The following is a 17,377-nucleotide window of genomic DNA, read 5'->3' as shown; positions in this document are numbered from 1 at the left end:
GCTCAGGGCGTCCAGCGGGGGTCGCGGCCCGAGAGCCCGACGACGCGGTCGAGCAGCGGCGCGTCGCCGGGGACGGGCACCTCCTCCCCGAACACCTTGTACTCGCGGCCGAGCTCCACCGTCGTGACCAGGTAGTCCCACTCGGCCTGGACGGTCTCGGGCGCGAACCCCGGGTCGAGGCCGGTGGCGACGGCGACGTCCCAGCCGTGCAGGACGAGTTCGCTGCACAGGAGCCCGCCGACGAACGGCGCGGGCATGCCCTCGACGGCGCCGCTGAGGCTGGTCCTGCCCTCCCACACCGCCGGGTCGCCCCACGCCTCGGCGGTCCTGCGCGCCTGCTCGGCGAACCGGTCGGTCCAGCCGGGCTCGGCGGTGAAGTCGTGCTCCTCCCCCGGCCCGGCCGGGGGCAGGCGGCGCGCGGCCGACTCGCCCCGCCCGTTCCACAGGATGATGTGGTTGACCACGTCGCGCACGCTCCAGCCGGGGCAGGGGGACGGGTCGTCCAGCCGGTCCGCGGGGATCTCCCGCAGAATCCGCGCCGCGGCCTCGGCGGCGGGCAGCATCTGTTCCCGGACGCTCATGGACCCTCCTTCGCTCATATGTTCGAACTAAGCCTAGGGGCCCGCGCCGCGCCCTGTCTCCGATACGCGGCTACGCCTCGGACTCCCCCTCGATGACGTGGTAGTTGGACGGCGGGATCGGCCCGGTCTCCTCGGCCATCGCGAACCCCGCGGAGGCGAGGAGAGCGCGCCACTCCCCTATCTGTCCGCTCGCGCCCGCCCGTCGAGACGAGCATGTTGATGTCGTTCATCACCGTGCCCCGAGAATCCGCGTCGACCACCTCCGGGACGACCTGCTCCAAGATGAGGAGCCGTGCGTCCGGCCGCATGGAGGCGCGGACCCTCCGCAGGATCGCGGCGGCCTTCTCGTCGTCCCAGTCGTGCAGGACGCTCTTGAGGACGTAGGCGTCGGCGCCCTCCGGCACGGACTCGAAGAAGTCGCCGGGCACGACCTCGCAGCGGTCCGCGACGTCCGCGAGCGGCCCGGCGGACGCCTCCAGCCCGGCGGGCAGGTCGTACAGGACGCCGCGCAGCCCGGGGGCGGACCGCAGGATCGCGGCGAGCAGCGAGCCGTCGCCGCCGCCGAGGTCGGCGACCGTCCCGTAGCGGGCGAAGTCGTGCGCGGCGACGAGGCCGGGCGCGACGGCGCGGGTGTGCTCGGCCATCGCCCGGTTGAATATCGCCGAGAATTCCTCGTCTGCGGCAAAATACTCAAATGGCGTCATACCGGTCATGCGATGCCACGCGTACTCGCCGGTGCGCAGCGTCTCGGCCATGTCGCCCCAGGTCCGCCACACGTCCGGCCCGCAGAACAGCAGGACCAGCGAGCGGATCGAGTCCGGCGCGTCCGCGCGCAGCACCTGCCCGTCAGCGGTCAGCGCGAACAGGTCGGGCCCGCGCTGCTCGACGACGCCGAGGCAGGTCAGCGCCCGCAGCAGGCGCAGCAGCGACGGCGCGTGGGCACCCGTCTCCTTCGCCAGCTGCGCGCTCGACAGCGGGCCGGGCGCCAGGGCGTCGGCCAGCCCCAGCTCGGCGGTCACGTGGACGATCTGCGCCGGCATGTAGCCGAAGGCCAGGTCCATCAGCGGTGATCTCGTCATCGGTCTGCTCCTCTCACCGCCGCCGACGCTAGGTGGTCCTCCCGCGGACCGTCTTGGACGAATGTCACCCGCTCCAAAGGAATGTCGTGACCTGATCGTGATGTCCGCTAACCAAATAGACATTTCTGGTTTATCTAACTATTTAAGACTGGCGGTATCTGCTCCCGATCGAAACGGAGTTATCCGTGAAAATCACGGGAATCACCGCCGTCACCATCTCCGCTCTCACCGCGGCCGCCTCGCTGGCGGCACCGTTCGCGTCCGCCGCACTCGCCGCACCGCCACCCCCGCCGGGGGCCAGTGAGGCGTCCCAGCACCTGGCGGGGCTCACGGTCGAGGCTGAGGGCTCGCTCACCGGCTACAGCCGGGAGAAGTTCCCGCACTGGATCACGCAGTCCGGGACCTGCAACACCCGCGAGGTCGTCCTCAAGCGGGACGGGACGGACGTCAAGACCGACGCGTCCTGCGCCGCCGTCTCCGGAACGTGGAAGAGCCCCTACGACGGGGCCACCTGGACCAAGGCGTCCGACATCGACATCGACCACATGGTCCCGCTCGCCGAGGCGTGGCGCTCGGGCGCCTCGGCCTGGACGACGTCGCGCCGCCAGGCGTTCGCCAACGACCTGACCAGCTCGCAGCTGTGGGCGGTCACCGACAACGTCAACCAGGCCAAGGGCGACAAGGACCCGGCGAAGTGGTCGCCGCCGCTGTCCTCGTTCCGCTGCATGTACGCCAGGTCCTGGATCGACGTGAAGTACCGGTACGGCCTCACGATCGACTCGGCGGAGAAGACCGCGCTGAGCGGCATGCTCGGCACCTGCTGACCGGGCCGCCGCGCGCCCGGCGCGGCGGGGTCAGAGGTCGAGGCCCCGCAGCCAGGCCGCGGCGGCGTCGAGGTGCTCGCCGGTGAGACCGGTCAGCGGGTCGACCTCCACGAGGAGGTGGTCGGCCACGTCCGGCTCGCCGGCGATGCAGGCGGTGGCGTCCGGCTCGTCCTCGAACCAGACGAACGGGCGCCCCCGCGCCCACGCGGCGACGTGCCGGGCCTTCCACGCGCCGAGCGTCCGCCCCTCCTCGATGCCGGGGAAGCGCGGGATCGGCACGAACGGCAGGCTCGGCAGCCCCACGCGCGGAGCGATCCACTCGTTGGCGTTGTCGCACCAGTAGGTCGCCCACACGAGTTCGGCGCCGGTGGACTCGGCCAGCTCCAGCAGGGAGGGACCGTGCCCCGGATAGAGCCAGAGCTGGAACGTGACCCCGTTCGGCGAGCACGCGTGCCGCGCGTACCCCTCGTGGGGCCTCTCGAAGGGATTGAGCACACCGTCCACGTCCAGCAGAATCACCGGCGACCCCATACCGGGACCGTACGTCATCGGCGGCCCCGGCGTCGAAGGTCCCCGCTCCGGGGGACCGGAAGGGATGGGCGGCGCCCGAGCGGGCATCGTCCCGGCATGTGCCGACTCTTCGGGATGACCACCGGCGGCCCTCGGGTGCACGCCACGTTCTGGCTGCTGGACGCGCCGGACAGCCTCCGCTCGCAGAGCCGCCGCATGCCCGACGGCACGGGCCTCGGCTGGTTCTCGCTGGGCGAGGAGCCCGTCCGCGACCGCGCCCCGGTCGCCGCGTTCGAGGACGCCGACTTCAACGCCGAGGCCCGGCACGTCGTGTCGCACACGTTCGTCTCCCACGTCCGGTACGCCTCGACGGGCGGGGCCGACGTCCACAACTCGCACCCGTTCGTGATGGACGACCGGCTGTTCGCCCACAACGGCGTGGTGCGCGGCCTGGACACGCTCGCGTCGTGGCTCACCGACGTGGAGCGCGCACCCGTCCGGGGGCGGACCGACTCCGAGCTGGTCTGCGCCTACGTCACCGCGGAGATCCGGCGGCGGGGCGACACGACGGCGGGGCTGGTCGCGGCCGTCCGGCGCATCGCCGCCGAGCTGCCGGTCTTCGCGCTCAACCTGCTGCTGGCCGAGTCGCGGCGGCTGTGGGCGCTGCGCTACCCCGGCACCCACTCCCTCTGGGTGCTGACGCCGGAGCTGGCCGGACCCGGCGAGCCGGGCGCCGCCCGCCGCCTGGACTCGGGCCGCGAGCAGGGCGGGATGGAGCTGGCCGCGCACCGGGAGTCGACGCCCGCGTGCGTCCTCGCCAGCGAGCGGCTGGACGAGGATCCCGGCTGGCGGGCCCTCGCCCCCGGCGAGCTGCTCGTCGTGGACGGCCTCACCGCGACCTCGCACTTCCCGTTCGAGGCGCCCGCGCACCCGCTCACCGTGGCGGACCTGTCCGAGACCGAGTCCTCGTCGCAGACCTGAGCGTCCCCACCCGGACCACGTAGAGTGGACGGCTGGACGAGCGGCCCGAGGAGTCCCGGAGCGATGGAGCACGAACTCACACTGATGGCGGTGCACGCCCACCCCGACGACGAGGTCCTCGGGACCGGCGGGCTGCTGGCGCGCTGCGCCGCGGAGGGCATCCGCACCGTCCTGGTCACCTGCACCAACGGCGAGCAGGGCGACGACACCGGGGGCGCCAAGCCCGGCGACCCCGGCCACGACGCCGCCGCGGTGGCGCGGCGGCGCCTCGACGAGCTGCGCGAGTCGGCGGCGCACCTGCGCATCGACGAGGTGGAGCTGCTCGGGTACCGCGACTCGGGGATGGTCGGATGGGACACCAACGACGACCCGGAGGCGTTCGCGAACGTTCCGGTGGAGGAGTCCGCCGGGCGCCTGGCCGAGCTGATGGAGCGGTACCGGCCCCAGGTCGTCGTCACCTACGACGAGGACGGCGGCTACGGGCACCCCGACCACATCCAGGCGCACCGCATCACGGTCGCGGCGGCGGAGCGGTCCGGCGTGCCGAGCAAGTTCTACTACACGGCCATGCCCCGCTCCGGCATCAAGCGGATGCTCGAGTTCGTCAAGGAGGCCGGCATCGAGATCGACTTCGAGCCGCCCGAGGACTTCGGCACCCCCGACGAGCTGATCACCAGCGTCGTGGACGTCGCCGCGCATGTCGAGGCCAAGGTCAAGGCGCTCCAGGCGCACGCCAGCCAGGGCGAGAACATCTTCCTGCTGCGGATGCCCGAGCAGGTCCAGGCCACGGTCTTCGCGTCCGAGACGTTCGTCCGGGTGTGGTCGCGCGTCGAGGCGCCCGACCACGAGGACGACCTGTTCGCCGGCCTCAGGTGACCTTCCGCCGGGCCTGCGCCCGGTAGTGGTCCAGGACGTCCTGGCGCAGCAGGAAGCCGAAGCCCGAGCGTTCGAGGCGCAGCGCCAGGCCGTCCTCGCCGATGCCCAGCGAGGCGGCGGCGGCCGCCAGGTTCCAGTCGTGCCGCGCGAGCCGCTTGAGCAGGTTGCCGCGCCTGACCTGCCCGTCCGACAGCCGGAACGTCTTCAGGTAGGCGATCCGGCCGTCCTCGCCGGTGATGGCCTCGCCGATGTGGTTCTCCGAACGCGGGTCGAAGGCGGGCAGGAACCGGGTCAGCTCGAAGCCGTCCAGGTACTGGGCGGGCTCGGATTCCACCTCGTGGTCGATCGCCCCGGCCATCACCTCGTCGTGGAATCCGGCCCATTCCTTCCGCGCCCGCGTCGCGGCGGCGCGCAGGTCGGCCGACGAGGAGATCCCGGCGCCGTCGAGGCCCGCCGTCAGCTCGCCCGCGGGGGCCGCCAGCAGCCCGTAGACGTAGACCAGCTCGCCGAACAGGTCCTCGACCAGCGACGGGTGCAGGGCCCGGTAGTCGTCCGGGTGCGGGGTGACGAACACGCTGGCCAGGGCGTCGGCGACGTACACCACGACGCCGCACTGGCCGGGGTGGATCTCGAAGACGCGCAGGGCGTCGTCCAGGCCGCGCACCTCCAGCCCGAGGTAGGCCTCCTCGCAGCGCGGCGACAGGCCCCGCGTGACCGCCCGCCGCGACCACTCCTCCCACGCGATCTCCGGGCCGCCGAAGTGGAGCGCCAGGTAGCCCTCGACGGCGAGGTGCAGCGGCAGGAAGCGCAGCCGGTCGCGGGCCGTCCGCCGCGCCATCCGCCGCAGGGGACGGACGGGCATGCGCGGCGGCGCGGGCTCGCAGTCACCATCGCCGTGGCGGCCGAACAGGCGCGTCCCGTACGAGGCGGCCTGGTCCTCGCCGTCCGCGGCCCACGTCGCGACGTAGGCGTGCGGGACGTAGGAGGTGTACACGGTGCCGTCGCCGACGTCGACGGCCGTGACGGGATCCGGGTGGAGCCTGCGGTGCAGGCGCAGGTGCGGGACGGGCTCGTCGCGTAGCAGCGGGACGAGCCGCACGGACCCCCACACCTGCGCGGGCCCGCTCCTCAGCCCGTGCTCCTCGAACCTCATGCCGCCTCCTCCCCGAGGAACCGCGCGACCCGGTCGTCGAGGTGGGCCTGGAGTTCGGCGAGGCCGACCCGCCCCTCGGCGAAGCGGGCCAGCTCGGTCAGCGTGAACAGGTCCTCGGCGTCGCGGATGCCCGCGGTCGGCACCGTCGGCGCCAGCCGCCGCACGTCGAAGTCGTCCGCGTCGTACACCGGGTTGAGGTGGGTGATCACCGTCCGGTGGCCGGGGTCCAGGCGCGTGCGCCAGATCCGCAGGACGTCGCGCGCGAGCCCGGGCGGCGCGTTGTCCCAGCCGTCGGAGATGATGATCAGGCGGTCGGGGGCGGTGTCGAGCGCGTCGAGTATCCGGGTGCCGAGCGGCGTCGGGCCGAAGGGACGCAGCATCAGCTCGTCGGTGCGGCCGGACGTCCACAGCGGCGTGTACCGCGCGGCGAGCGCGTCCAGCAGGAACGACGAGGCGAGCGCGACCGCCAGCGGGCGGCGGCGCTTGTGCCCGGACCCGGTGGCGGAGTAGCTGTCGTCCAGGACGGCGGCGACCCTCCCCCACGAGCCGCGCGCCGCCCCGGCCTCCCGCCGCGCGGCGGTGCGCAGGGCCCCGGTCAGCTCGTCGCGGCGCGCGGCGCGGTCGGCCGGCGGCAGCGACAGCACGTACGAGGCGAGACGGGTCAGGGGCATCGTGCCCAGGTCCACCTGGACGGCGTCCACCTCGGCCTGCCGCGCGTTCTCCTGGAGGCGCAGCCGCTCCAGCCGCGTCATCCTCGGCTCGATGCGCTCCAGGAACTTCTCGCGGCTGATCCCGTGCTTGGCGGCGAAGCCCTCCGCGACCGTGTAGGGCAGATCGTAGATCGCGGCCTGCTCGTAGTGGGCGCGCCGCCACAGCTCGAAGATCGGCGTCCGGTAAGCCTTCACGCGTCCCGGCGCGAACAGGAACGCGCCGAGTTCGCCGTGCTCGTCGCCCGGCGGCAGGTGCGCGTGCCGCACGGCGGCCTTGACCCCGCCCCGGTACTTGACCGCGTCGAACGCGGGGTCGCGGCGTCCGGCCAGCCAGTCCCGCATGATGGCGCGGGTCCGCCGGTTGTTGACGCCCCGTCGGCGCAGCTCGCCGAACAGGCGGTACACCCGCTGCTGCGGCAGCAGTTCCAGGCGCCGGGCGATGAGGCGGCCCTCCGCGCGGCGGCGCTCCACGTCGACGTCGCCCGCGCGCACGAGCAGGTTCCGGACGATCAGCGCCGCGTTGTGGTCGTTGATCCGCAGGGCGAGCACCGCCGCGTACAGCCGCCGGTAGTTGGCGAGCATGTACTCGTGCAGGAAGTCCAGCGAGAGCCGCTGGTCGCCCTCGTGATGCCGGAACTCCCGCTGCCCGGTGGAGGTGATCGCCGCGTTGACGAACATCAGCGCGTCCTCGCACGCGATCAGGTCCGCGAACGTCTCGCTCATGGCATCCCACGGTCGGTGAGGGGGTCGGGACGCCGGCCGGGGAATGAGGGCGCGAGCGGCGAATCATCGCATGACAAGCGGGTTCCGGAAGTCGCGCCGGAGTCCCGCGGCCGGCTCCCGAACCGTAGCGCAGGAACCGGCGCGGGGCCCCCGAATTTCACGCTGCCCAGGGACGGGCGGCTCAGGGGCGATAGGTGCCGAAGTACCATTCGTTGCCGTCCAGGTCGCGGGCCGCGTAGTCGCGGGACCCGTAGTCCTGGTCGGCGAGTTCCCGGAAGATCTCGGCGCCCGCCGCCTTGGCCCGGTCGTGGTGCGCGTCGGGGTCGTCGACCGCGACGTACACGGCGGTCGTGCCCGGCTTTCCGGTACCGAACATGAACATGCCGGTGTCGTAGACCATCTCGGCGTGGACGACCTTTCCGGTGTCGTCCTTGTGCACCGAATGCGTCGTGAACCCGAACGCCTTTTCCAGGAATTCCATCGCCGCGGCGGGATCGGCGCAATTGATCAGTGGGTAGATGGTCCGGCGGGTCTCGCTGGTCATGTCGTCCTCCCCGACGAGTCGCTTCTCGGCTGACCCTTCCCACCCTGGACCCGGCGAGACGCGCCCGTCTTGGACGAATGTGACCTCTCGGACGCGCGGGCGCGTCCGCACCGCGTGGACCCGGGACACGGGGTAGACCTTCAACGACGCCGCGTGCGGCGAGCCTGTGACCAGTCATGACAAGGGCCGGAGGGCGGACGTGCAGCCTGAGCAGATCGACCCCGCGCTGGTGGACTTCGCCGTCCTGGCGCGGTGGATGGACGGGGAGGGCCTGCCGGGCGGCCCGTTCGAGGACGTCGTGCCGCTGGCCGGCGGGACGCAGAACACGCTGGTCCGCTTCCGGCGCGGCGGCCGCGGCTACGTACTGCGGCGCGGCCCGGCCCACCTGCGCGCGCGGACGAACGACGTGCTGCGCCGCGAGGCCCGCGTGCTGGCGGCCCTGGAGGGCACGGGCGTCCCGGCGCCGCGCCTGCTGGCCGCCTGCGCCGACGAGAGCGTCCTCGGCGGCGCCGTGTTCTACCTGATGACGCCGGTCGAGGGCTTCAACGCGACGGTGACCCTGCCCGCCCTGCACGCGGGCGACGCGTCCGTCCGGCACGAGATGGGGCTCAACGCCGCGCGCGCCCTGTCCGCGCTCGGCGCGGTGGACCACCGCGCCGTCGGCCTCGCGGGCTTCGGCAGGCCGGAGGGGTTCCTGGAGCGGCAGGTGAGCCGCTGGATGTCGGAGCTGGCGTCCTACGGCGCGCTGCCCGGCTACCCCGGCCCCGACATCCCCGGCCTGGACGAGGTCGCCGCCTGGCTCGACGCGCACCGGCCCGCGACGTGGCGTCCGGGGATCATGCACGGCGACTACCACCTGGCCAACCTCATGTACTCCCCGCACGGCCCGGAGGTCGCCGCGATCGTCGACTGGGAGATGTGCACGATCGGCGACCCGCTGCTGGACCTCGGCTGGCTGCTGGCCACCTGGCCGGCCGGGGACGACGCCGCGGCGCTCGCCGGGCCGCTCGGCGCCGCCGGGGGGCTGCCCGGCACCGGCGAGCTGGTCGACGCCTACGCCGGACGGCTCGACGCCGTCGCCGGACGCGACCTGTCGTCCATGCCCTGGTACGCGGTGCTCGCCTGCTTCAAGCTCGGCATCGTCCTGGAGGGCACCCACGCCCGCGCGTGCGCGGGGAGGGCGCCGAGGCGCACCGGCGACATGCTGCACGGCCTCACGCTCGGGTTCTTCCGCCGCGCCCAGTCCATCATCGCCTCCTGACCCGGCCCCGCCCCGCCCCCGCCCCTGCCCCGCCGCGCGGCAATGATCATGGTTCTGCGAGGATCGGCGGCGCAGAGGAGGCATCATGGAGATCCGCAGGGGCGGCATGGGGGACGTGCCGACGATCATGGCGATGTTCGACGCGGCCGTGGCGTGGCTCGTGGCGAACGGACGGCCGGACCAGTGGGGCACCGAGCCCTGGTCGGCGGACCCGCGGAAGGTGGAGCGGATCACCGGCATCGCCCGCACCAACGACATCTGGATCGCCGAGCTCGACGGGCGCCCCGCCGGGGTCCTGGCCGTCGGGTCGGCGCCGCCGTCCTACGTCGACGCGGCCGACGAGCCGGAGCTGTACGTGAACCTGCTGCTCACCGCCCGCGACGCCACCGGCCGCGGGGTGGGCGGCGCGCTGCTCGGCAAGGCCCGCGACGAGGCGCGCGCCTGGGGCGTCGGGCTGATGCGCGTCGACTGCTACGCCGGCGGGGGCGGACCCCTGGTCGACTACTACCGGCGGCACGGCTTCGAGCCCGTCCGCACGGTCGAGGTCAACGAATCCCCGGTCCAGGTGCTGGCCCAGCGCGTCACCCCGTGAAACCCCGCCCGGGCCCCGCACCCGACGATCACGCAGAAGACGCGCCAATTGGCAGCTGAAAAGGATCTTCAGTCGGAGTTGGGCGAATCATTCAGCTGACGACAAAAAGATCATTCGGGGGTTACAGCTGTCCTGGGTCGGCCAGTAGTCGCGGCGTTCAACTGGACAGATCACGCTTCGTGGCTATTTATGCGCGAAGCAAGATTGACTTGCTCACTGACACGGAAGCATGATTCGGGTCTAGAACTGAGGGGCTCCGGTGGAGCCCGTAAATACTCAGACCGGATGTATATCTCCGCCCCGCCGGTCCGGCCACCGGACAGGCCATGTTCTCCTGCGCTGGTAGGTGTCCTTCCTGTGAATATCGCAATTGAGAGCGATGAGCCGTCCGATGTGAACGGGGGCCGCGCAGCCTTACCGGATGCGAAGTTCCTGACCGCTGCCGTGCAGAGCAGCACAAAGCGCGTAGAAGAACTGCTGGCCGCGGGTGCGGAATTGCAGGACACGCCCTCCTCTGCCACCGCGTTCAGCGCCTTGATCAATAAAGTGACGGCGCTCACGATACCCCGCTGGCATTTCTCCATGCTCAACGACGCCGAGCGGTGCGACGCCTTCGCGCTGGCGCTGGAGAAGAACGTACGGCCCGGCATGCACGTCCTGGACATCGGCTCGGGAACCGGTCTGCTGGCGATGATGGCCGTACGGGCCGGCGCCGCGGCGGTCACCACCTGCGAGGCCGATCCGCTGCTGGCCGAGATCACCCGGCGCATCGTGGCCGAGCAGGGCATGTCCGAGACCATCACCGTGGTGCCCAAGCCGTCCTTCCTGCTGCGCCCCGGCGTCGACCTGGCCAGACCGGCGGATCTCGTGGTCACCGAGATCGTCGACTGCGGCCTGGTCGGCGAGGGTCTGCTGCCCGCCATGCGGCACGCCCGCGCCGAGCTGCTGGCCCCGGAGGGCCGGCTGGTCCCGGGGTCGGCCCGGCTGCGCGGCGCGCTGATCGAAAGCAAGCCGATCAGCGACCTCAACCGGGTGGGCCGGGCCTCGGGGTTCGACGTCAGCCTGTTCAACGTGGCGGCCACCGTCGGGCACTTCCCGGTCCGCACCGCGACCTGGCCGCACCGGATGCTGGGCGGCGTCGCCGTCCTCGCCGAGTTCGACTTCGCCCGCGACCCCCTGGAGGACGGCGCCCGCAGGGTGCTGCTGCCGGTGGCCGCCGACGGCACGGCGCACGCCGTCCTCGTGTGGTGGGAGATGGACCTCGGCGGAGGAGTCGTGCTGCGCAACTCGCCGGACAACACCGGCTCGCACTGGATGCAGGGCTTCGTCTCGTTCCGGGACCCGATGCCGGTCCGGGCCGGCGAAACGCTCAGCGTCGTATTGCGCTGGGAAGGCACCAAGCTCTACGCCGAGCACGATCCACCGCCACCAGAGGTGAGCAAATGAGCAGAGTCCCGCCCTACCGACCTCACGAAATCGGCGGCGCCGAACTCAGGGAGGCGGTGCTGCGCTATGCGAGCCATCCGCTCTACCTCGACAACGAGGAATGGCTGAACGAGGACAATCCCTATCGCCGGCAACTGCGTCCCCAGGTGCTGGCCGGCCAGGATTTCGACCGGGTGCTCCCGAAGGGCGAGCTCCTCAACTACGAGAACCTCGCCGCGCAGCGCCTGCTCACCTGCATCTACGAGGCCGATCTCGTCTTCCTGCCCCAGGGCGGGTTCGCGGACCCGGCGAAATGGGAGGACTTCCGCGCGTTCTACAGTTCGTCCAACCGGGCGCTCGGCGAGGCCATCCGGCCCGCGCTGGAGCGGTTCTCGTTCGGCTTCCTGGACGATGAGGTCGAAACGTCGGGCAAGTGGGACAAGGCCTCCCTGGAGGCGTTTCTGCGAGCGCTGACCGTCACCGGCGAGCCGACCGCGTCGGAGCAGGCCATCGAGAAGTCGAGCGATCCGGCCAGGGCGGCCCGGATGTGGCTGGTGCAGTTCGCCCCCGACTTCCTCTCCGAGGCGTCGCCGATGATCCGCAACGTCATGGGCCACTACGGGCAGGCGCAGTCCGAATGGTTCAAGGTGATCATTGACGAGTACGGCTACGGGGTGCACGAGACCAAGCACAGCACGTTGTTCGAACGGACGCTGAAATCCGCCGGGCTGCGCAGCGACATCCATCACTACTGGCAGTTCTACCTCACCAGCAGCCTGCTCATGAACAATTACTTCCACTACCTCGGAAAGAACCACGAGCTGTTCTTCCGCTATCTCGGCGCGCTCTACTACACCGAGTTCACCCTCGTGGACTTCTGCCGGCGCGCGGCCGAGCTGCTCCGGCGGGTGCTGGGCGAGGAGGTCGACGTCGAGTACTTCACCGAGCACGTGCACATCGACACCCACCATGGCCGGATGGCGCTGGAGCGGCTCATCCTGCCGGTGGTCGACATGTGCGGCGACACGGTGATCCCCGAGATCGTCCGGGGGTTCGAGGAGGCCCAGGCCGTGGTCGGCATCGCCGATCGGGACTTCGCCGACCAGATCGCCTGGATGGACGCGGGCCCGCACAACAAGGAGTTGCACACGCCCTGCTGGGAGGCCATCTCCACCGGGCGGGTCACCGCGCCCATCGCGCATCTGGTCGAACCGCGCGGCGAGCTGTCCAACACCCATTGCCACAACGGCGACGAACTGTGCCACATCGTTTCGGGCACCATGAAATTCGTCAGCGGATTCGACGCCCACCAGATTCTCCGGGCCGGCGAGGGCACGGTCATCAGGGGAAACCGGCTGCACGGCGCGATCATCGAGTCGGACGAGTGCGTGTACGAGATCCACTCGGTCGGGGACTACAGGTCGTGCTTGTCCTGAGGTTCGCCGTGGCGGGCCCCGGCAACTGCGCGGTCGTCGGAGACCGGTCGTTCGTCTGGGCCCGTACGGCCCGCGGCTCGTTCGTCCTTCCGGCCCGGTGCCCGCACCGGGGCGGCCCGCTTCACCTGGCGCGCCTCTCGGCCGACGGCGGCCGTCTGCTGTGCCCGTGGCACGGCAGCGCGACCTCACTGTCCAGGCTCCTCAAGACCGGTGTCCCGGCGGTGCGTCGCGGCGAGGAGGTGACGGCGGTGCTCCCCGACGCCGGGGACACGCCGTACTCGCTCGAACACCGGCCCCTCTCCCGCGACCTCCGGACCGCGCCGCCCGCAGGCACGACGGCGGGTCGGCCTTGACGGGCAGCGGCAGCACCGCCACCGCGGGTGGGCCCCCGGCGGAAGCGGCGCAGGCCCGCGCGCGGCACGACTTCAGGCTGCTGTGGGCCGGCCAGTCCGTCAGCCTGGTCGGCGACCGGGTGATGGTCGTGGCGCTGCCGCTGCTCGCCGTCTCCACCCTGGGCGCGAGTGCGGCGCAGGCGGCGCTGCTCCCGTTCGCGCACTACGCGTCCTGGCTGCTGCTCGCCCTCCCGGCGGGCGCGGTGGTCGACCGGCTGCCGCGCAGGACGACCGCGATCGTCTGCGACTGCGTCCAGGCGGTGGTCTTCGCGGTCGTCGCCGGCCTGATCTGGCTGGACGCCCTGGCCTTCCCCGTGCTGCTCGGCCTGGTCTTCGTAAGCGGTTCGGCCGTCGTGTTCTTCCAGGTCGCCTACACCTCCTACCTGCCCCGCCTGGTCGTCGACCGCGCGGACCTGGCCCGCGGCAACGCGCGGCTGTTCCTGTCGGAGTCGCTCGCCAGGACCGCGGGGCCGATGCTCGCCGGACCGCTGATCGGGCTGCTGGGCGCCGCAGTCGCGGTAGCCCTGAACTGCGGCTCCTTGGTTGTGTCCGTCCTGACGCTGCTCGGGATCAGGCACCGCGAGCGGCCCGCGGCGGCGCGCGATCGCGGACGCGGGTGGCTGCGCCGGGACGTGCGGCACGGCCTGAGCTTCGTCGCCAGGCACCCGCTGCTGGAGCCGGTGTTCCTGTGCGGGTCGGTGTACGTGCTGTTCCTGAGCGTGGTGGAGACCGTCCTGGTCCTGTACTGCCGCGACGTCCTGCGGCTCGAACCCGGCGCGATCGGCCTGGTCGTGGGCTCGGCGGCGCTGGGCCTTCCGCTCGGCAACCTCGCCTCCCGCCGGGCGTCCGACCGTCTCGGACTGCCGAGGACGCTGGTCCTCGGCGCGGCGGTGTCCGCCACCGGACTCGCGCTGATGCCCATGGCCGGCGCCCTCGGATCGGCGGTCGGCCTGGTGGCGGGCAGCATCGTGCACGGTGCGGGCGAGGGCCTGTTCAACCCGGCCGCGCTGACGCTGCGGCAGATCGTCACCCCCGATGCCCTGCTGGGCCGCGTCAACGCGGTCCAGCGCTTCGCGATCTGGGGGGCGCTGCCGCTCGGCAGCCTGCTCGCGGCGGCGATCACCGCCCTCTCCGGGCTGCCCGCCGCGCTCTGGGTGGGCGGCACCGGCACCGTGCTCTGCCTGGTGCCACTGCTGCGCCGCGGCATCATGCGGGCCCTGCGCGACCCCGCCCATCCCGCCCACCTCGTCGCACCGGCCTCCCCACAGCCGACCAGGAGGATCTCCATGGAGTACGCGCCCGGCATCGCCGGCTACATCGACCGCTTCAACCGGGTCATGCCGCCGGACTTCTACCAGCGGCCGGTCGAGGAGCAGCGGCGCCTCTACGAGGGACTGACCGACGAGTTCCCCTACGACCTGCCCCCCGGGATCACGATCACCGACGAGGACCTGGACGCCGAGGACGGGCGGCGGCTCCGGGTCCGCGTCTACCGCCCGCACGCGCCGTCGGGCCGGGGCGCGGTGTGCTTCATCCGGGGCGGCGGCTTCGTCCTCGGCTCGCTGTCCACCCACCACGTGGTGATCGCAGAGCTTGCCGCCAAGACGGGGCTGACGGCGTTCGCGCTGGACTACCGGGTGGCTCCGGAGGACCCGTTCCCCGCCGGGCTGGAGGACTGCTACGCGAGCGTGTGCGCGCTGGCCGCGTCCGCCGCGCGCCGCGAGCTGGACCCGGACCGCATCGTCGTCGCCGGGGACAGTTCCGGCGCCAACATGGCCGTGGCGATCTCGATGATGTGCCGCGACCGGCGGGGCCCCGACCTCGCCGGGCAGGCGCTGATCAACCCCGTGCTGGACCTCACCCGGTGGCGCCACGGAGGGGAGGACGTGCCGCTGCTCAGCGGCGGCGAGATGGAGTTCTTCACCCGGTGCTACTGCCCGACGCCGGGCGACGAGGCACATCCGTACGTCTCGCCCCTGGTCGGCGGCAAGTTCCATGACCTGCCGCCCGCCTACATCATGGGCGCCGAGCTGGACTCGCTGAGCGTCGACGGCGAGCGGTACGCGGCGGCGCTGCGCGCGCAGGGCGTCCCGGTCGAGCAGGTCAGCGAGCCGGGCATCGTGCACGCGGCCCTCCGGGCACGGGCCATGAGCCCCAACGTGGCCGCGGCCTGGGACCGTTTCTGCGCCGCCACGGCGCGCCTCGCCGAGCGGAGCGGTGCCCCCCATGCCGCATCGTGACCCGTCCGGCCCCGCCGTTCCCGCAGGCTCGTACCGCGACCCGGCCGGCCCCGCGGTGATCGTCGACCCGTACTCCTCGGGCGCGCTGTTCGCGCCCGCGTTCCGGGACGCGGGCGTGCCGGTCGTGGCCGTGACCTCCGGACCCCGGCCGCCCGGCGTGTACGCGTCGTCCTACCTGCCCGCGGACTTCGACGAGATCGTCGCCTTCGACGGCGACCTCGCACCGGTCATCGCCCGCCTCCGGGAGATCCGGCCCCGGTGCGTGATCGCGGGCTGCGAGTCGGGGGTGGAGCTGGCGGACGCCATCGCGCCCGAGGTCGTCCCCGAGGTCGCCAACACGCCCGAGCGCGCCGCCGCCCGCCGCCACAAGGGCGCGATGGCCGCCGCCGCGGCCGCGGCCGGCCTGCCGGTGATCGCGCAGATCTGCACGGCGGACCCGGCCGAGATGGAGGCCTGGATCGAGGCGTCCGGCCTGGCCGGCCGTGACCTGGTCGTCAAGCCGCCCAAGAGCGTCTGCACGGACGGCGTCATACGGCTGCCGGGCGGGCGGGGCCGGCGGAAGGCGTTCGACGCGCTCGCGGGCCGCACCAACCGGCTCGGCCTCGTCAACGACCGGGTGGTCGTCCAGGAGTACGTGAAGGGCGTCGAGTACGTCGTCGACACCTTCAGCCACGACGGCGTCCACACGGTGACCGACGTCTGCCGGTATCGCAAGATCGACAACGGCCCGTACATGGCGGTGTACGACAGCATGGAGTGGCTGCCCCCCGACGAGCCCGTGCTGGACGAGCTGCTGCCCTACGCCCTCGGCGTGCTCGACGCGGTCGGCGTGCGGCACGGCCCTGCGCACATCGAGATCATGCGGACGGCGCGGGGGCCGCGGCTGATCGAGATCGGCGCCCGCCCGCACGGCGGCGGCCATCCCGCGTTCTGCCAGGTGGCCACCGGCGACAGCCAGGTCGCCCGTACGGTCCGCCAGTACACCGGGCAGGGACCGCCGCCGCGAGGGTATGAGCTGCTGTCGCCCATGCTCGTGGTCTTCCACATCGCGCAGCGCCCCGGCGTCGTGCGGAACGCCGCCGCGCTGGACGCCATCGACGGCCTCCCGACCCACCATTTCTCCGTCCGGCACTTCGCCGACGGCCGGTACATCGAAATGACCAAGGACCTGTTCAGCAGCTTCGACCTGGGGTTCGCCGTCTTCACCCACCCGGACCGGGACCTGCTCTGGGCCGACTACCGGGCCGTCCGCCGCATCGAGGCCGGCCTCGTCGCCGGAGCCCCGGCTCCGGCCCCTCCCCCGTGAGCCCGCTGACGCCGGGCTTCTTCGCCTGCTCGGCGGTGGTGATCGTCACCCCGGGCCCGGACCTGCTGCTGATCAGCCGCCTCGTCCTGCGGCACCGCGCCGTCCCGCCCGCGCTGGCCGCCGCCCTCGGCATGATCACCGCGGGCACGGCCCAGGCGCTGCTCGGCTTCGGCGGCCTGACCCTCCTGCTCCAACGGGAACCCGCCCTGCTCTCGGCGCTGCAATGGGCCGGCGCCGCGGTGCTGGCCTTCTGGGGGCAGATGATCCTGCGGGCCTCGCTCTCCTCGCGCTCCCCACCCGCCGCATCCGCGCCCTCGGGCGCGACCACCGTCCCCGCCGCCTACCTCCAGGGGCTGCTGTGCACGGGCAGCAACCCCAAGGTCGGCCTCTTCCTCACGGCCTTCCTCCCGCAGTTCGTCCCGCCCGGGGCGGCCACCGGGCCCTCGCTCGCCCTGCTCGCGACCGCCTACCTGGCCATGGGGCTCACCTGGCTCCTCGTCTGGATCACCGTGATGCACCGCGTCGGCCGCCACCTCCTCACCCCTCACACCCTGCGCCTGGCGGACCTGGTCGCCGGAACCGCGTTCATCCTCTTCGCCATCCGGCTCGCTCTGAGCGTCCGTCCCTGACCCGAGGAATAGTCTGGCGAAAGCCGGTGGGACGGGGCAGTCGGTGACGCCCTTACGCCGCACGGACGGCGACCGAGCCGCTCGCCCCGTTCCACCGGTCCCCACCGCACTCCAG

The 17,377-nt window shown here is 72.4% G+C and carries 17 protein-coding genes; 11 read left to right on the top strand and 6 right to left on the bottom strand.

The features are described 5' to 3' along the window. Positions 1-2 precede the first annotated feature (2 nt). Positions 3-581, bottom strand: a complete 579-nt coding sequence (locus tag K2F47_RS10070) for a TIGR03086 family metal-binding protein (RefSeq protein ID WP_242902502.1) — start codon at positions 579-581, stop codon at positions 3-5. 14 nt (positions 582-595) lie between these two features. Then, entirely contained in the window at positions 596-1,660 is a 1,065-nt protein-coding gene (locus K2F47_RS10065) for a methyltransferase (RefSeq protein ID WP_242902501.1), read from the bottom strand. A 185-nt stretch (positions 1,661-1,845) separates the two neighbouring features. On the opposite strand from K2F47_RS10065, the gene K2F47_RS10060 reads away from it, so the two are divergent. Beyond that, positions 1,846-2,484 carry an HNH endonuclease family protein gene (locus K2F47_RS10060; RefSeq protein ID WP_242902500.1) on the top strand — a complete coding sequence of 213 codons (639 nt, stop codon included), beginning with the start codon at positions 1,846-1,848 and terminating at the stop codon, positions 2,482-2,484. Positions 2,485-2,514: 30 nt separating this feature from the next. Here the strand turns inward: K2F47_RS10060 and K2F47_RS10055 are convergent, their stop codons facing one another. After that, positions 2,515-3,015 (bottom strand): HAD domain-containing protein, encoded by a 501-nt coding sequence (locus K2F47_RS10055; RefSeq protein WP_242902499.1) that lies wholly within the window; start codon positions 3,013-3,015, stop codon positions 2,515-2,517. Between the two features lie 96 nt (positions 3,016-3,111). Here K2F47_RS10055 and K2F47_RS10050 point away from each other — a divergent pair, with 96 nt between their 5' ends. Together K2F47_RS10050 and K2F47_RS10045 are read left to right on the top strand one after the other, a co-directional pair. Continuing rightward, entirely contained in the window at positions 3,112-3,975 is an 864-nt protein-coding gene (locus tag K2F47_RS10050) for a class II glutamine amidotransferase (RefSeq protein ID WP_242902498.1), read from the top strand. A gap of 63 nt (positions 3,976-4,038) precedes the next feature. Beyond that, entirely contained in the window at positions 4,039-4,851 is an 813-nt protein-coding gene (locus K2F47_RS10045; RefSeq protein WP_242902497.1) for a PIG-L family deacetylase, read from the top strand. Here K2F47_RS10045 and K2F47_RS10040 read toward each other — a convergent pair. The 3 genes from K2F47_RS10040 to K2F47_RS10030 form a co-directional block, all read right to left on the bottom strand. Then, entirely contained in the window at positions 4,844-6,004 is a 1,161-nt protein-coding gene (locus K2F47_RS10040) for an ARPP-2 domain-containing protein (protein WP_242902496.1), read from the bottom strand. The genes K2F47_RS10045 and K2F47_RS10040 overlap by 8 nt on opposite strands. Then, a complete protein-coding gene (locus K2F47_RS10035; RefSeq protein WP_242902495.1) occupies positions 6,001-7,437 on the bottom strand; it encodes a hypothetical protein in 1,437 nt (478 codons plus the stop codon). Before K2F47_RS10035 ends, K2F47_RS10040 begins: the two co-directional genes overlap by 4 nt. A gap of 181 nt (positions 7,438-7,618) precedes the next feature. Beyond that, the gene (locus tag K2F47_RS10030) at positions 7,619-7,981 is read right to left on the bottom strand and encodes a VOC family protein (RefSeq protein WP_242902494.1); all 363 of its coding nucleotides are present in this window, start codon (positions 7,979-7,981) and stop codon (positions 7,619-7,621) included. 199 nt (positions 7,982-8,180) lie between these two features. Between K2F47_RS10030 and K2F47_RS10025 the strand changes: the two genes are divergently transcribed. From K2F47_RS10025 to K2F47_RS09990, 8 genes are all read left to right on the top strand, one after another. Further along, complete coding sequence (locus tag K2F47_RS10025) at positions 8,181-9,242, top strand: phosphotransferase family protein (protein ID WP_308198387.1); 1,062 nt, start codon at positions 8,181-8,183, stop codon at positions 9,240-9,242. Between the two features lie 85 nt (positions 9,243-9,327). Next, entirely contained in the window at positions 9,328-9,834 is a 507-nt protein-coding gene (locus tag K2F47_RS10020) for a GNAT family N-acetyltransferase (protein WP_242902493.1), read from the top strand. A 444-nt stretch (positions 9,835-10,278) separates the two neighbouring features. Then, positions 10,279-11,280, top strand: coding sequence for a class I SAM-dependent methyltransferase (locus K2F47_RS10015; protein ID WP_242902492.1), 1,002 nt, complete (start codon positions 10,279-10,281; stop codon positions 11,278-11,280). After that, entirely contained in the window at positions 11,277-12,695 is a 1,419-nt protein-coding gene (locus tag K2F47_RS10010; RefSeq protein WP_242902491.1) for an iron-containing redox enzyme family protein, read from the top strand. Before K2F47_RS10015 ends, K2F47_RS10010 begins: the two co-directional genes overlap by 4 nt. Further along, on the top strand, positions 12,683-13,048 hold the full coding sequence (locus K2F47_RS10005) for a Rieske 2Fe-2S domain-containing protein (RefSeq protein WP_242902490.1): 366 nt from the start codon (positions 12,683-12,685) through the stop codon (positions 13,046-13,048). Before K2F47_RS10010 ends, K2F47_RS10005 begins: the two co-directional genes overlap by 13 nt. Then, positions 13,045-15,327 carry an MFS transporter gene (locus K2F47_RS10000; RefSeq protein ID WP_242902489.1) on the top strand — a complete coding sequence of 761 codons (2,283 nt, stop codon included), beginning with the start codon at positions 13,045-13,047 and terminating at the stop codon, positions 15,325-15,327. The genes K2F47_RS10005 and K2F47_RS10000 overlap by 4 nt, the downstream gene beginning before the upstream one ends. Next, on the top strand, positions 15,314-16,633 hold the full coding sequence (locus tag K2F47_RS09995) for an ATP-grasp domain-containing protein (protein WP_242902488.1): 1,320 nt from the start codon (positions 15,314-15,316) through the stop codon (positions 16,631-16,633). Before K2F47_RS10000 ends, K2F47_RS09995 begins: the two co-directional genes overlap by 14 nt. Next, complete coding sequence (locus tag K2F47_RS09990) at positions 16,630-17,262, top strand: LysE family translocator (protein ID WP_242902487.1); 633 nt, start codon at positions 16,630-16,632, stop codon at positions 17,260-17,262. The genes K2F47_RS09995 and K2F47_RS09990 overlap by 4 nt, the downstream gene beginning before the upstream one ends. The last annotated feature ends 115 nt before the right edge of the window (positions 17,263-17,377 follow it).

Source organism: Actinomadura terrae, from assembly GCF_022751215.1.
Classification (GTDB): Bacteria; Actinomycetota; Actinomycetes; order Streptosporangiales; family Streptosporangiaceae; genus Spirillospora; species Spirillospora terrae.
This window is presented reverse-complemented; position numbering and strand designations above follow the sequence as displayed.

Excerpts from the sequence above, each read along its gene's own strand:
- K2F47_RS10050 (WP_242902498.1), top strand. The coding sequence starts at position 3,112 with ATGTGCCGACTCTTCGGGATGACCACCGGCGGCCCTCGGGTGCACGCC.
- K2F47_RS10010 (WP_242902491.1), top strand. The coding sequence starts at position 11,277 with ATGAGCAGAGTCCCGCCCTACCGACCTCACGAAATCGGCGGCGCCGAA.
- K2F47_RS10040 (WP_242902496.1), bottom strand. The coding sequence starts at position 6,004 with ATGAGGTTCGAGGAGCACGGGCTGAGGAGCGGGCCCGCGCAGGTGTGG.
- K2F47_RS10055 (WP_242902499.1), bottom strand. The coding sequence starts at position 3,015 with ATGGGGTCGCCGGTGATTCTGCTGGACGTGGACGGTGTGCTCAATCCC.
- K2F47_RS10020 (WP_242902493.1), top strand. The coding sequence starts at position 9,328 with ATGGAGATCCGCAGGGGCGGCATGGGGGACGTGCCGACGATCATGGCG.
- K2F47_RS10035 (WP_242902495.1), bottom strand. The coding sequence starts at position 7,437 with ATGAGCGAGACGTTCGCGGACCTGATCGCGTGCGAGGACGCGCTGATG.
- K2F47_RS10070 (WP_242902502.1), bottom strand. The coding sequence starts at position 581 with ATGAGCGTCCGGGAACAGATGCTGCCCGCCGCCGAGGCCGCGGCGCGG.
- K2F47_RS10065 (WP_242902501.1), bottom strand. The coding sequence starts at position 1,660 with ATGACGAGATCACCGCTGATGGACCTGGCCTTCGGCTACATGCCGGCG.
- K2F47_RS09995 (WP_242902488.1), top strand. The coding sequence starts at position 15,314 with ATGCCGCATCGTGACCCGTCCGGCCCCGCCGTTCCCGCAGGCTCGTAC.
- K2F47_RS10030 (WP_242902494.1), bottom strand. The coding sequence starts at position 7,981 with ATGACCAGCGAGACCCGCCGGACCATCTACCCACTGATCAATTGCGCC.
- K2F47_RS10045 (WP_242902497.1), top strand. The coding sequence starts at position 4,039 with ATGGAGCACGAACTCACACTGATGGCGGTGCACGCCCACCCCGACGAC.